Below are 14267 nucleotides of genomic sequence, written 5' to 3' on the forward strand. Positions count from 1 at the left end.
CCTTAAGATCGTTATACAATCTTAAGGTTTTCTTACTTATACTAAGCTATACGCACGCTTTGTTTCTTCATGAAATTCATTTGTATCGTATTTATGTTCCACATAAATTTGATGCCATACCATAAATGCAAGTACTGTCCAAATTTTACGGCTATAATCACCTTTATCCGCACAGTGTGCCTCCAGTAAGTTTAATACATACTGTTTATCGATTAAATGCTCTGTTTTGCTTTCTTTAATAATATTAACAGCCCAGTCGTGCATTTCATCTTTTAACCAGTGACGAATCGGCACTGGGAAGCCAAGCTTTTTACGATCTAATACGTGATCTGGAACGATTCCGCGTACCGCTTCACGTAAAATTGCTTTTGTTGTTCCATTTGCAATTTTTAATTCTGTTGGAATTTTAGACGCAACGTCAAACACTTCTTTATCTAAGAACGGTACACGAAGCTCTAATGAATTTGCCATCGTCATTTTATCAGCTTTTAATAAAATGTCCCCACGTAACCATGTAAACATGTCGATATATTGCATTTTGCTAACATCGTCATAATCTTTAATTTCATTATACAATGGCTTTGTGATATCCATGTAGTTAACACTTTCATTATAATACTTCATTAACTCAGCTTTTTCTTCTTCACGGAAGATTTTTGCATTACCGTAGTAACGTTCTTCAATTGGCGTACATCCACGCTCTAAGAAGCTTTTCCCTTTAAATCCTTCTTTTAGGGCACCACTTAATGCTTTTAAGACGCTTTTCCCTGGAGTAGGGATATATGAGAACATTTTTAAAGAATTCGGCTCACGATAAATGTTATAGCCACCAAACAGCTCGTCTGCACCTTCACCAGAAAGAACTACTGTTACATGCTTACGAGCTTCTTTAGCTACGAAGTACAACGGTACAGCCGCTGGATCAGCTAAAGGATCATCCATATGCCAAATGATTTTTGGGAATTCGTTCATGAATTCTTTCGCTGTAATGAAGACACTATGGTTTGTAACACCTAGCTTTTCTGCCGTTTCTTTCGCAACGTCAACTTCACTGAAGCCGCGGCGCTCGAAACCAACAGAGAATGTTAAAAGATTTGGATTCATCTCTCTAGCAATAGAAGCGATGATAGATGAATCGATACCACCAGATAAGAATGAACCTACTGGCACATCACTACGCATATGAACTTTTACAGAATCATATAACACATCACGAATCGCTTGAATGTGCTCCTCTTTCGTTGCACTTGAAGCATTGAAATACGGTTTCCAATAGCGATGAATTTCCATCTCTTTACCGATTTCTTTTACGAAATAATGACCAGGTTCAATTTTATTAACATCAGTTGTTAATGTTTCTGGTTCTGGACCATATTGATACGTAAAGTAATGTTGCAGAGAAGTTGGGTTTACCCCTTTATCTTGCATAACGTGCATAATACTTTTCTTCTCAGATGCGAAGAATGTTGTATCACCTTGCTGCGCGATATATAACGGCTTAATACCGAAGTGATCACGTGCACCGAAAAGTTTCTTTTCTTCACGATCCCAAATCATAAATGCGAACATACCACGTAAGTAATCTACACATTTCTCTTTCATATGTGCATAGAGTGCAATGATAACTTCTGTATCAGATTGCGTTGCAAATGTTGCACCTTTTTCAAGTAACATTTCACGTAATTCTACATAGTTGTAAATTTCACCATTAAAAATAATTACATATCGATCATTTTCATAAGTTAGTGGCTGGTGTCCTGCCTCTAAGTCAATGATACTTAAACGGCGGAAGCCAAATTGTACATGCTCATCACGAAAATATCCCTCGTCATCTGGACCACGGTGGAAAATAATCGTGTTCATATTTTCAAATTGATGTTTTTCTGTTTCTGAAAACTCTCTAGGGTTTTCACATAAACATCCTACAAAACCACACATACTTCTTACCCTCTTTCAGTTTTCATTCTGTTTCTATACTACTATATCAACCCTATTTATACTAGCATAATCAACTGAATATGGCGACAAAAACTATAAAAAAATCACTCCATTTCACATTTTACCCAATTTTTTTAAACAAACATGAAAAATAGGCACTCACATTTGCACACATTTGTCATATGATATTGCAAATTGATTTCTAGGAGGCAAAAAACATGAGTGATGAAAAAAAAGATTCTTCGTCTCGTCCACCAATTCGTAGTTACTTAAAACAAATTGACGACTTTTTTGAACAAACACCACTACGCGATGTCATTGCAGATATGAATCACTTTTTTCAAAAAGGAAACCGTTTATTAACATTTCCTGTTGACCTATATGAAACTGGCGATGAATTGGTTATAAAAGCAGAACTTCCTGGTGTTCAAAAGGAACAAATTCAAATAGAAATCCAAAGTGAATACTTAAAAATTTCTGTTACAGAAGACATCATGGAAGAAACAACAGATGAAGTTTCACATAATTACTATCGTCGTGAGCGGTCCATGTCAGGAGCTTCACGTATGATTAAACTTCCTTATTTAATTAAGAAAAAAAGCGCAAAAGCATCTTATCAAAATGGCATTTTAGAAATCCGCGCCCCAAAACTTCCGCAACAGCACGATATTTTATCCATAGATTAATCATTATATATATTTTCCATATACAAAAAGAAGGATGCTCAGCATCCTTCTTTTATTTCAAGAGTCGCTCCATATCACGTAAAATGTCTTCATATGGTGTCTTGCTAATTCCGTTATACTTTTTCATTACCTTGCCTTCTTGATCGACTAAGTAAAAAGATGTTCCATGGATAACTTGCCCATTCTCTGGTTTATCTACAAGTGATTGGAAATTATCCTTTGAAAATTTCGTGATATCTTCCAATGAGTAACCAGTTAACAAGTTCCAATTACTTGTATCCTCTGTGAATTTTTGTATAAATGCTTTCAAATTCTCTGGCTTATCAAGTTCAGGATCTACACTAAACGAAACGAATTGAACATCTAATTTTCGCTCTTTCGCCATCTTCTGCAACTTTGCCATATTCGCAGTCATAGGAGGACAAACCGTTTGACAATTTGTGAACATAAAATCAGCTACCCATACTTTTCCTTTTAAATCCTTTGTTCCAAACTTTTTACCATCTTGATTTATGTATTCAAAAGTTTCTAAATCCCAATTTAATGGTTTACGGAGTTTCGATCCTGAGCCGCATCCTGCAAGTATAAATAAGCAAAAAACAACTATGAGACCAATCAGCTTTTGATAACGCTTCATTTTCAAACCTCTTTTCTCTCTCTTTGATTTATGTATGTTATGTTCATCATAACAAAAGTAAACACTATGAGAAAATTGTTTATCCGATTTGTTCACGAAATTGTACGAATTTTAGTATGTTACTTCCTATTTTCGAGTCAATTACTAGACAATACTTTCATTGTTTACTAATATTATCTCCTTCTCCTCTCTTTACATAACAATTCCTAAGATGAAATTCCTACTTTTTTTACTTTTGTAAAGATGACCGCACTACTTTTTACAATCTTTTAATCATTAATCAATTTTTCTTACTTTTTTCCTTAACAACATTTCGGTACAATACAACTACAAAGATTTCAAATGAGGTGATGTTCATGGTAAAGCGCTATGAAAACATGGATACTATTAGTACAAAAAAAACGATTCGTTCGTTTTTACGTTGGCGTAAAGAGCGAAAACAAAACAAAAAAGATTTTTCTTATCTCGTAGAACAATCACCTGTCAAGCATGCTCAATTTTTACGAACAAATACTGAAAAAACAACAATTACATGGATAGGTCACTCAACATTTCTTATACAAACGAATGGGCTCAACATTTTAACGGATCCAGTGTGGTCAAAAAAAATAAAGCTTGTTCCAAGACTAACGAATCCTGGTCTTACATTACCAGAATTACCTAAGATTGATATTGTCCTTATTTCACACGGTCATTATGATCATTTGGATTTTGCTACACTTCGTCAATTAAATTCAGACGTTCTCTACTTAGTACCTACTGGATTAAAAAGATTATTTACAAGAAAAAAATTTATGCGAGTAGAAGAATATAACTGGTGGGAATCTACAAAAATTGATGATGTAGACTTTCACTTCGTACCAGCGCAGCACTGGACGAGAAGATCATTGTTTGATATGAATACTTCCCACTGGGGTGGATGGGTTATCGATAACGGAACAACAGATGAAACAATTTATTTTTGTGGTGATAGTGGCTATTTCCGAGGATTTAAAGAAATCGGTAGCAAATTTTCAATTGACGTTGCCTTAATTCCCATTGGTGCATATGAACCAGAATGGGTGCGACCATAAGGTCGTGTAAGAAATCTCCCCTTTGCAAGGGAGCAAGTAAGGCCACACTAGCTTGTCATCAACCAACTTATCCGAAAGGGAAACTAATCGGGGAGTGTAGCATGTTGGTAAAGCCATAAGTTACCGAGTTATCGCGGTACGACTGAATGGCAAGATGAAAAGTTGTAAACAAGGATGAAAGCTATACTGCCTGAACGACAGTCCAAGGGGGTTAAGGTCTCACCTATATCGGAAGATAGCTATAAACGATATACAGTCAAAGAGAATAAATTATTTGCATATTTATTCTTATAAACTTGAATAATCAACCATTCGTTATTCAAGTAGTGGTCTAAGACTGACCATCCTCAATAAGAGGTAAAGGGCGAACGTCGCATCCGACATTACAACACGCAGGTTCTTACACGTACTAAATGGTGATTACCTAAGTCGGAAAGCTCATCGAAGCTATGACAATTTTGTGTCTGAATATCCGATAAGGTAACGGAGTTTCCGTAGTAGTCCGAGACAAGGAAAGCTTGTTACATGGCGAAGGGAAACAGTTTATCAAGTCTAACATCAAATTGGAAAGGAGCGTGAGGCTCTATGAGAAGTCCGAAAATAGTGTTAGACAATCTAGTGAAGCAGGCTAATCGTTCTTATTATAAATATCATAGACTGTACAGAAACCTATACAACATGGAATTCTATCTTTTAGCCTACTCCAAGATATATTCTAAGGAAGGCAATATGACAGAAGGTGTAGATGGTCAAACCATCGATGGCATGAGTCTAGAGCGTATCGACAAGCTAATTGAAAGTTTAAAAGATTTTAGCTATCAACCCAAACCATCTAGAAGGGTCTATATACCAAAAAAGAATGGGAAACAGCGTCCATTAGGTATCCCCTCCTTTGAGGATAAGCTTTTACAAGAAGTTATCAGAATGTTATTAGAAGCCATCTATGAAAAAACATTCTCCGAGAATTCACATGGTTTCCGCCCTAAAAAGAGTTGCCACACTGCACTCAAACAGGTGAGAAATCGATTCGAAGGTGTAAAATGGTTCATAGAAGGTGACATTAAAAGTTTCTTCGACAACATAGACCATCACATACTTATTAACATTCTAAAAAGAAAGATTGAGGATGAAGCTTTCATTAACCTTATTTGGAAATTCCTAAGAGCTGGATACCTTGAAAAATGGACTTATCACAAAACTTATAGTGGTACTCCACAAGGAGGAATTATCAGCCCTATACTCTCTAACATCTACCTTAATGAACTGGATGTATTCATGAAAAATTACAAAGAAAAGTTCGATAAGGGAAAGGCTCGTAAACGACTGAAGGAATATAGAACTAGGGAATCAAGACTGTACAGAGCCAGAAAGGATTACAGAGAAAAATGGGATAAAATGAATAAGGAAGAAAAATTGAAAGCTATAAAACATGTAAAATCTCTCAAGGAACATATGATGGAAATAACCCATAACGACCCTATGGATGATAACTACAAAAGAATGCAATACACAAGATATGCGGACGACTTTCTAATTGGAATCATCGGTAGCAAACAGGATTGTCAAACAATCAAAAAGGAACTAACAAATTTCCTAGAAAAAGAATTAAAAATAGAATTGTCCCAAGAAAAAACGCTGATAACACACTCGAGTAATAGAGCTAGATTCCTTGGCTACGACATAAAAATCAGTCATGATAATATCACACGGAAACATACAGCAAGTGGACACAAACAAAGAACTAGGACTATGACCTGTGAACTACTGATGCCCCATGAAGCTTGGAGAAACAAACTTATTGAATACAAAGCATTAAAAATAGACTCTGAAACCAACGCATGGTCTTCAACACATCGTGCACACCTAATTCATAATGATGACCTTGAAATATTGATGACGTACAATGCTGAAATTCGAGGACTATATAACTACTATAGATTAGCTAATAATGTCCATAAATTAGATAGTTTTAAACACATAATGGAATACAGCATGTATAAAACTTTCGGCAATAAGTACAAATCAAGTGTCAAAAGGATTTTAAGCAAGTACAAAATAAATGGACACTTTGGAGTCAGGTATAAAACGAAAGACGGTACAAGAATCTCCTTTCTTTACAAAGATGGTTTCAAAAAACAAGATGTACCATCTACAAGAAACGAAATCGACAATATTCCTACGGAACACAATATGATATTTAATCGAACGAGTCTTATTGACAGATTATTAGCTAAAGAATGTGAATGGTGCAAGGCAAAAAATGTCCCCTTAGAAATCCATCACATAAAAAAGCTAAAAGACCTAAATGGCAAAAAAAGATGGGAAAAGCGGATGATTGAAAGAAAACGCAAAACCATGGCACTCTGCCGAACTTGCCATCTAGACCTGCACAACGGAAAGCTAGATTGATAAATGGAGAGCCGTATACATCGAGAGGTGTACGTACGGTTCGGGGAGGAGTGCATGGAAACCTATCACAGAAATGTGAAAAGGCGCTGGGTACTTACTCCACTTTATGAAAGTATCTCATGTTTCCCCAGAGGAGGCAGTGCAAGCCTTTTTGGATGTAAAAGCAACGCATTTCATCCCAATGCATTACGGTACGTTTGCACTCGCTGATGAGACGCCTAGAGAGGCGATTACGCGACTTCGTAATAACTGGAACTTACGTATGTTACCTTGGGAACAACTTCATGTATTGTTTCTTGGTCAGACGTATATTTCGATCCCATCTAGCAATAAGAAAAACGAGCATAAACAAGCGTTAGAACATCTTAATGTGTAACATTTTTTTGAAAAATACATTATATAGAGAAAAAGCACGAAGGGTGTTTTCATGGGGAAATACTTACAAACACGCTATATCATTAGCGGAAGCGCCTTTATTACTCTTCTCATCTCACATTTTCTATATTAGTAAAAAAAAGCTACTTGANNTCAAGTAGCTTTTTTTTACTCTGCTAAATACATAAAACCAATTGCTCCTGGTCCTGTGTGAGTACTTATAACTGGAGTTGTATAAAAAATTTCTGATTGTGCGAATCCGCTAACTTTTTCAACAGCCGCTTTTACGCTTTCTGCTAATGGAATTGCTTTTGCATGTGGAATCCCTACTGCTTTTACCACTTTTCCAGCTGTATTTTCCTCAAATAATTTTACTAATGTTTTTACAATTTGTCCTTGGCTACGCACTTTTGTTACAGGGTTATATACACCACCCTCAAGGTTAGCAATCGGTTTAATATTTAATAAAGAACCAATAAATGCTTTTCCTTTTCCAATACGTCCACCTTTTACTAGATTTTCTAACGTATCCACAACTACATACAAACGAGTATTTTTTCTTACTTCATCAAGACGATTTAAAATATCTTCTAACGAGCGTTCTTCTTGTGCCATTTTTGCAGCTTCAATTACTTGATACGCTAAAGCATGACTAATAAATTGCGAGTCAACAACCGTAACTTTTGTTTCCGTCATTGATGCAGCACTATTTGCCGTTGCAACTGTACCACTCATTCCACTTGTCATATGAATAGAAAGTACCTGACTACCATCTTCTCCTAGCTTGTCATACATCTCTACAAATGATCCCAGAGCAGGTTGTGATGTCTTTGGTAATTCTTCTGATTTTGCCATTTCTTCAATAAATTCATCGGGTTGTAGATTTACTCTATCTAAGTATGTTTGTCCATTCACAGAAATAGATAATGGGATAACATGAATATCATATTTCTCAATCACATCTAATGATAAATCTGCCGTTGAATCTGTTACAATTTTAATTTTTTGCATATTATACTTCTTCCCTTTCCAATACGCTCTCCTTGTTATTATACTAGCATTCACAATGCTTTCAACAGTTTGAGCTGATTTTCGACAAAATTCTTTGGTTTTTATGCCCAAAAAGAAAACGACAGAGCACATTTGCCCTGTCTCTATTTTAGATTATGCATTTTTTTCAAGTGAATTTGTTTGATACACATTCGAATAATCATTCCACTTTAAGCAACTTTGTAAATATTCACGAAAAGAGTATGAAAATCTCGGTTGTTTTTGTTTTTGAATTTTAGCAATAAATAGTTGAAGACGTGACTGAATGAGAAATGCTAACGGATGCTGTGCTTGCAAGACGGGAATTTCAAATATTTTGATACAATTCCCTGTTGAATGAGTGAAATAAAAACTTTTCATAATCACGATATCAATCCTCTTTTTTATTGGATTTATAACTTCAGTATAAACTTACAATGTTGAAAAGTTTGTCTAAATTTCGGAGATTCTATAATTTTTTTCCTTATTATATTGTATACGCTTACAAGTATAGTATAACAAATAAATAAAAAAAGTGCCTTTATAATGAGGCACTTTTTGATTCTGTATTCGTTTCTCGCTTTATTTTCCTCTTATATACAAACTTTGACGCTGTAATACTTAACTCATAAATTACAAGAAGAGGTACAGCTACTGAAAAATCAGAAATAAAGTCTGGTGGTGTAATACAAACAGCAATTACAATCAAAATAAAATACGCATACCTTCTCACTTTTTGCAGCGCAATCGGATTAAGAACCCCAATACTAGTTAAAAACATCGTAACGACAGGTAACTCAAATATCACAGCAAATGGTACAGTCATATTCATCACAAATGAAAAATATTTATCCGTCGTAAACATTGTCTGAAACATATCATTACCAAGACTCATTAAAAACTTTAAAACAAATGGTAAAATGAGAAAATAACCGAAGCAAAGCCCTCCAATAAACAATAAAAATAATGCCGGTATATACAAAACTGTCATTTTTCGCTCATGTTCGTGTAACGCTGGTTTTACAAATAGCCAAATCTGTAGCGCTGCAACTGGTATTGTACACACAATTGAAAAGACAGCTGCGATTACAAAATAAATCCATAAAATATCACTTGGACCTAGAACCGTTAATTTCATATTTAAATCTTTTACAATAAAATGATATATTTCTTTCGTAAACGAAAAGCCAATGACAATAAAAATCAGAAACGTCAGCGCTGTTATAATGAGTCGCTTCCTTAACTCCCCAAGATGCTCTATGACACTCATCTCTTGATTGTCCACTCTTATCACCACATTCCCCACTCACTGTATACCATAGAAACAAAATAACCTAGTAAACTTTATTTCTTTTCCTCCGTATCATCATGCAAACCTTTCGCAGACTTTTTAAACTCTTTTAATGTTTCTCCAAATGCTCGTCCAATTTCAGGTAACTTTTTTGGACCAAAAATAATTAAAGCGAGTACTAAAATTAATATCAAACCTGGAACCCCAATATTTGGCATATGACTTCCCCCTTAATCTCACTTAATTTTATTTTGTCAAAAAAGTTTGTAAACGTCAACGCATCAAACGTCTTTTGTCAAAAAAATTCGAAAATATAATCTCTTAAACAAATTTCATTTTCTATTTCTTGCGTATATGATATGGTAAAAGAAATTACAACATATTTCATCAAACGTGAAAGGAATTAAATCATGACACAAAAAATGACACGAATGACAATGTTTGTGAAAGAAGAAATTGCCAATGCGATTACTCATGGCATCGGTGCTATTTTAAGTATCCCTGCCCTTGTTATATTAATTATTCATGCTACAAAACACGGTACAGCTTCTGCCATTGTTGGATTTACTGTTTACGGTGTAAGCATGTTTCTACTATATTTATTTTCGACATTGCTACATAGCATTCACCATCCAAAAGTAGAAAAACTGTTTACGATTTTAGATCACTCCGCTATCTATTTATTGATTGCCGGCACATATACACCATTTTTACTCATTACATTGCGCGGACCACTTGGTTGGACATTACTTGCAATTATTTGGACATTGGCAATCGGTGGCATTATTTTTAAAATCTTCTTTGTGCGTCGTTTTATTAAAATGTCAACACTGTGCTACATCATTATGGGCTGGCTCATTATTGTCGCGATTAAACCGCTTTATGAAAATTTAACTGGGCACGGATTTTCACTATTGTTAACTGGCGGGATTTTATATTCAGTAGGGGCCATCTTCTTTCTTTGGGAAAAATTGCCCTTCAACCATGCAATTTGGCACCTTTTTGTATTAGGTGGTAGTGCAATGATGTTTTTCTGCGTATTGTTTTATGTATTACCTGTTGCATAAAAAAAGTCTCAGCTTTTCAAGGCTGAGACTTTTTTTTATTACTTATGTAATTGAGCTGCAATAATATCTTGCGTATACTGCGTTAATTCTTTTACATCCATACTTGCGTATTGCTCAGGTGTAATTGGTTTTGAAATGGTAACTGTTGCCTGCGCAGGCTTCATGCGATTTCCATTCTCTTCAAACATCTTATACGTTCCCTCTAATGTTACAGGCAAAATTGCGACACCAGCTTTTATAGCAAGATGAAAACTACCTGCTTTAAATTCTCCCATTTCACCGCCCTTACTGCGCGTTCCTTCTGGGAAAATTACGATAGAATGTCCATTCTTTAAAAGTTCAATCCCGTCTTTAATGGCTTGAAGAGACTGACGACGATTGCTGCGATCCATAAACACACAATTCATTAATTCCATCCAAGTTGGTACAAGCGGAAATTTTTTAATTTCTGCTTTTGAAACAAATCCAATTGGTTTATTTAAGTAACCAAGTAAAACCGGAATATCCATATTACTTTGATGATTACTTACAACAAGTACTGGTTTATCTTTCGGTACATTTTCAAGTCCATTTACTTGTACAGTGGATCCAGCTACACGAACCATTTTCTTACCGAACCAATTCGTTGTTTTATACACGAGGCGATCTTTTTCTTGTGGCGACATCGTATTTGCTTTACGCTTTATACGCCATAACCTCGGTGTAATACCAATTACAATTAAAATTAAATAAAAGATTTTAAAAAACGTCTGAATCATATAGAACCCCCACCTATTCTCATTCCGTCATTCATTATACTAGACAAACGAAGGAAAAAGAAGAAAAAATGTCCAAACGACAAGCGTTTGGACATTTTTAAACTTTCTATATTAGAAACGTTTTGCTAATTCACGAGCATTTGCAATTGCTGCTTCTTTAATTTCAGGCGCTTTTTCAGGATTTGCATTCATACCTTCAACTGCAAGGTATTCTGTATCAGATACTCCCATAAATCCTAATACGGCATTTAAGTGCTTACGACCGAAATCCATTGCTGCGTATGGTCCTTCAGAGTATACGCCACCTGTAGCTTGAATATGAAGTGCTTTTTTATCTTCTAATAAACCAACTGGTCCGTTTTCAGTATATTTAAATGTTTTACCTGCAATAGATAAGTTATCTAAGTATGCTTTTACTACTGGTGGATAACTGAAGTTCCACATTGGTGTTACAAATACATAACGATCTGCATTCATAAATGTTTCTAAGTTTGAGTTCATTGCTGCAATTTTTTCTTGTTGGCTTTCACTTAATGTTTCAAAGCCTTCACCTGCTGCGAATTTTCCCCAAGCTGCAAATACTTCTGCATCAAGTGCTGGTACTGTTGTGTTAAATAAATCAATTGTCACTACTTCATCTTGTGGGTGTTCATTTTTATATGCTTCAATGAAAGCTTCTCCTACCGCCATACCGAAAGATGCTTCTACTGAATTTGGATTTGCTGTAATAAATAGTACTTTTGTCATTTTTATTCTCTCCCTTAATAAATATCTTTAATTTGAGATTTTTTATTAAAAAGTAAATCACTTACCTTATGTAAGTATAATACAAAAACATTTTATTCCTGTCAATAAAAATAGCTACTTTTTTTTCGTAAGTAAATAAACATATCCTCTTTTTTCATAAAATGTTCACAGTTTATGACTCAATCAAAAAAGCTAGCTCGTTTTAAGGAGCTAGCTTTTTTAGTATTACTTTTGAAAAACATGTTTTACTTTTTCAGCAGGGACATTACTTCCGCCCCTACCTTTTACATCTTCAATCATCATTGTAACAATCATATTTGGTGCATTTACATCAAAAGCAGCAAACCATCCAAGTTCTTTTCCATCTGCTTCTTTTGATTCTTTCAACTCAGCTGTCCCTGTTTTTCCAGCAAGAGTCATTCCGTCTATTTTAGCAATTTTCCCTGTACCATCTTCATCATTAATTACTTTTGTTAACGCATTTTTTAAAATATCTTGATTTTCTTTAGAAATCACATTTTCTTTCCAAGGTTTAGTTTGCTTCTCCTCTTTAATCAGATGAGGAGTTGGAATGTTTCCTTCATTTACAATTGGTGCATATGTTAATGCTAAATGAAGAGGCGTCATTAATACTTCCCCTTGTCCATATCCTGTATCAGCCATTTGAATATCATTTTTAATACCATCTTTTGCAATTTTAGAAGCTGGGAATGGATATTCAATTGGTAGTTTTTCATCAAATCCAAATTTCTTTGCTTCACTCATAAATTTATCCTTACCGATTTTGATTGCTTCTTGCGCAAAGTAAATGTTATCCGAATACTTCATTGCTTTATCAAAATCAATTGGACTTGCATCTTTTACACGCGTTACATAATAACTTCCCCATGAAGAATCTTTTGTCCATTGTAACCCTTCAATTTTCAATTCTTCTTTCGGATTAATTGTTTTCGTTTCAAGGCCAATTGCACCTGTAATTGCTTTAAATACAGAACCTGGTGCCGATGCTTGTGTAAAACGATTCATCATTGGTTTTTTCGGATCATTATTCCATGCTTCACGTTGCGCTTTTGATGCGCCTCTTACCATTACATTCGGATTATACGCAGGGCTACTTACAAGCGCAATTGTTTCACCAGTTTGTGGATTTATTGCTGCACTTGAACCCGCTTCATCCTTCATTTCATTGTAGGTTTTTTCTTGAACGGTACTATCAATTGTTAACGTAATATTTTCTCCATCTTTTGCTTCTTTTTTCGCCAAATCTTTTACTTCTTTTCCTTGTGCATCTTCCATAAAGACGCGGCCGCCTTTTTCGCCGCGCAATTTCTCTTCAAATACTTGCTCTAAACCCGCTTTCCCAACTGGGTCATCTGCTTGATATCCTTTTTTCTCAAGCGTTTTTAAATCTTCCGCATTTACTTTCCCCATATAACCCGTTAAGTGTGCTGCAGCTTCTCCCAATGGATATGTACGAACATTGACTTGTCGAGTCGTTACACCGTCTAAAGAAATATAATCATTTTGCGTTGCACCTTCTTGTAAAATCCCAATTGGTACAAATGAATCTGGTTTAATCCATTTTGCCGCAAGCTTTTGATCTATCTCTTCTACAGACATATTCAGCAACTTTCCAATTGTTTCCTTTGTCTGTGGTGCAGCCTCTCCTAGTTTACCTGGAATGATGCCAATTTCATTTGCTCTTCCATTCGTTATAAGTCCTTTTCCATTACGATCATATATTTCTCCGCGCTTCGATTGAAACGTTTGCATACGTATTTTACTGTCTTTTGTCATACCTGGAAAAATGAAATCTGGAGTCCAATCTATTTTCCAAGATTCTTTATCTCCGTCTTTTTCTTTCACAAGCTTAGCTTCATGAGAAAAGGAAATTTTCCCACCAACTGTATCCATACTTACTTTAAAAGGAACCGGGCCCTTATCTTCTTTATCCTCTTTTACTTTTCCTATTTCCACCTTAAGGTTCTTAACTTCAATACCTGCATAAATCTTTTCATATTTCTCTGTAAAATCTTTTTTCGAAATAGATTTTTTCGCATTTTCTGATAACTGATCGTACATATCTGCAAATTTTTGTTTATTCCACGCTTTTGCATATGTATCAAATGCTTGTGCTGGTTTTTCTTCTTTCCCACACCCTACTAGCATAAGTGTGAAACAAAGAAAAAGTAGCCCCCATAGTTTTTTCAATCGATTCTCCTCCTTTAGCTATGTAAAGAAACAATACATAAAAAGC

General features: G+C 35.1%; 12 protein-coding genes and 2 pseudogenes. 5 read left to right on the forward strand and 9 right to left on the reverse strand.

Features of this window, described 5'->3' with window-relative positions; all coding sequences use genetic code 11:
• Nucleotides 1–36: 36 nt before the first annotated feature.
• A complete protein-coding gene (gene asnB, locus CN373_RS08020) occupies nucleotides 37–1938 on the reverse strand; it encodes an asparagine synthase (glutamine-hydrolyzing) (protein ID WP_000333811.1) in 1902 nt (633 codons plus the stop codon).
• A gap of 218 nt (nucleotides 1939–2156) precedes the next feature.
• Between asnB and CN373_RS08025 the strand changes: the two genes are divergently transcribed.
• Nucleotides 2157–2624, forward strand: coding sequence for an Hsp20/alpha crystallin family protein (locus CN373_RS08025; RefSeq protein ID WP_001278767.1), 468 nt, complete (start codon nucleotides 2157–2159; stop codon nucleotides 2622–2624).
• 52 nt (nucleotides 2625–2676) lie between these two features.
• Here CN373_RS08025 and CN373_RS08030 read toward each other — a convergent pair whose 3' ends face one another.
• Complete coding sequence (locus tag CN373_RS08030) at nucleotides 2677–3261, reverse strand: SCO family protein (protein WP_000833348.1); 585 nt, start codon at nucleotides 3259–3261, stop codon at nucleotides 2677–2679.
• 356 nt (nucleotides 3262–3617) lie between these two features.
• Between CN373_RS08030 and CN373_RS08035 the strand changes: the two are divergent.
• From CN373_RS08035 to CN373_RS08050, 3 genes and pseudogenes are all read left to right on the forward strand, one after another.
• A pseudogene (locus CN373_RS08035) lies at nucleotides 3618–4322 on the forward strand (MBL fold metallo-hydrolase); the annotation flags it as partial.
• Nucleotides 4323–4919: 597 nt separating this feature from the next.
• Complete coding sequence (locus CN373_RS08040; RefSeq protein ID WP_001257374.1) at nucleotides 4920–6743, forward strand: reverse transcriptase/maturase family protein; 1824 nt, start codon at nucleotides 4920–4922, stop codon at nucleotides 6741–6743.
• A 103-nt stretch (nucleotides 6744–6846) separates the two neighbouring features.
• A pseudogene (locus tag CN373_RS08050) lies at nucleotides 6847–7119 on the forward strand (MBL fold metallo-hydrolase); the annotation flags it as partial.
• Between the two features lie 167 nt (nucleotides 7120–7286).
• On the opposite strand, the gene CN373_RS08055 reads toward CN373_RS08050, so the two are convergent.
• From CN373_RS08055 to tatA, 4 genes are all read right to left on the reverse strand, one after another.
• Nucleotides 7287–8129, reverse strand: coding sequence for a DegV family protein (locus tag CN373_RS08055; protein WP_001169467.1), 843 nt, complete (start codon nucleotides 8127–8129; stop codon nucleotides 7287–7289).
• Nucleotides 8130–8282: 153 nt separating this feature from the next.
• Nucleotides 8283–8534, reverse strand: coding sequence for a DUF2535 family protein (locus CN373_RS08060; RefSeq protein ID WP_000605583.1), 252 nt, complete (start codon nucleotides 8532–8534; stop codon nucleotides 8283–8285).
• Between the two features lie 154 nt (nucleotides 8535–8688).
• A complete protein-coding gene (gene tatC, locus CN373_RS08065; protein WP_098359069.1) occupies nucleotides 8689–9417 on the reverse strand; it encodes a twin-arginine translocase subunit TatC in 729 nt (242 codons plus the stop codon).
• A gap of 74 nt (nucleotides 9418–9491) precedes the next feature.
• Nucleotides 9492–9656: a twin-arginine translocase TatA/TatE family subunit gene (gene tatA, locus CN373_RS08070; protein ID WP_001132888.1), complete on the reverse strand. Its 165-nt coding sequence runs from the start codon at nucleotides 9654–9656 to the stop codon at nucleotides 9492–9494.
• A 192-nt stretch (nucleotides 9657–9848) separates the two neighbouring features.
• On the opposite strand from tatA, the gene trhA reads away from it, so the two are divergent.
• Nucleotides 9849–10505: a PAQR family membrane homeostasis protein TrhA gene (gene trhA / locus CN373_RS08075; protein ID WP_000192312.1), complete on the forward strand. Its 657-nt coding sequence runs from the start codon at nucleotides 9849–9851 to the stop codon at nucleotides 10503–10505.
• A 38-nt stretch (nucleotides 10506–10543) separates the two neighbouring features.
• Here trhA and CN373_RS08080 read toward each other — a convergent pair whose 3' ends face one another.
• From CN373_RS08080 to CN373_RS08090, 3 genes are all read right to left on the reverse strand, one after another.
• Complete coding sequence (locus CN373_RS08080) at nucleotides 10544–11263, reverse strand: lysophospholipid acyltransferase family protein (protein WP_098359046.1); 720 nt, start codon at nucleotides 11261–11263, stop codon at nucleotides 10544–10546.
• Nucleotides 11264–11374: 111 nt separating this feature from the next.
• On the reverse strand, nucleotides 11375–12010 hold the full coding sequence (locus CN373_RS08085) for an FMN-dependent NADH-azoreductase (protein ID WP_098359047.1): 636 nt from the start codon (nucleotides 12008–12010) through the stop codon (nucleotides 11375–11377).
• 225 nt (nucleotides 12011–12235) lie between these two features.
• On the reverse strand, nucleotides 12236–14221 hold the full coding sequence (locus CN373_RS08090) for a penicillin-binding transpeptidase domain-containing protein (protein ID WP_098359048.1): 1986 nt from the start codon (nucleotides 14219–14221) through the stop codon (nucleotides 12236–12238).
• Between the last annotated feature and the right edge of the window lie 46 nt (nucleotides 14222–14267).

Source organism: Bacillus cereus, assembly GCF_002561295.1.
Lineage (GTDB): Bacteria > Bacillota > Bacilli > Bacillales > Bacillaceae_G > Bacillus_A > Bacillus_A cereus_S.

What these genes read in the sequence shown, in the direction of transcription:
- CN373_RS08040 (WP_001257374.1), top strand. Translation starts at nt 4,920, where the DNA reads ATGAGAAGTCCGAAAATAGTGTTAGACAATCTAGTGAAGCAGGCTAAT.
- CN373_RS08085 (WP_098359047.1), bottom strand. Translation starts at nt 12,010, where the DNA reads ATGACAAAAGTACTATTTATTACAGCAAATCCAAATTCAGTAGAAGCA.
- asnB (WP_000333811.1), bottom strand. Translation starts at nt 1,938, where the DNA reads ATGTGTGGTTTTGTAGGATGTTTATGTGAAAACCCTAGAGAGTTTTCA.
- CN373_RS08055 (WP_001169467.1), bottom strand. Translation starts at nt 8,129, where the DNA reads ATGCAAAAAATTAAAATTGTAACAGATTCAACGGCAGATTTATCATTA.
- CN373_RS08025 (WP_001278767.1), top strand. Translation starts at nt 2,157, where the DNA reads ATGAGTGATGAAAAAAAAGATTCTTCGTCTCGTCCACCAATTCGTAGT.
- tatC (WP_098359069.1), bottom strand. Translation starts at nt 9,417, where the DNA reads ATGAGTGTCATAGAGCATCTTGGGGAGTTAAGGAAGCGACTCATTATA.
- tatA (WP_001132888.1), bottom strand. Translation starts at nt 9,656, where the DNA reads ATGCCAAATATTGGGGTTCCAGGTTTGATATTAATTTTAGTACTCGCT.
- trhA (WP_000192312.1), top strand. Translation starts at nt 9,849, where the DNA reads ATGACACAAAAAATGACACGAATGACAATGTTTGTGAAAGAAGAAATT.
- CN373_RS08030 (WP_000833348.1), bottom strand. Translation starts at nt 3,261, where the DNA reads ATGAAGCGTTATCAAAAGCTGATTGGTCTCATAGTTGTTTTTTGCTTA.
- CN373_RS08080 (WP_098359046.1), bottom strand. Translation starts at nt 11,263, where the DNA reads ATGATTCAGACGTTTTTTAAAATCTTTTATTTAATTTTAATTGTAATT.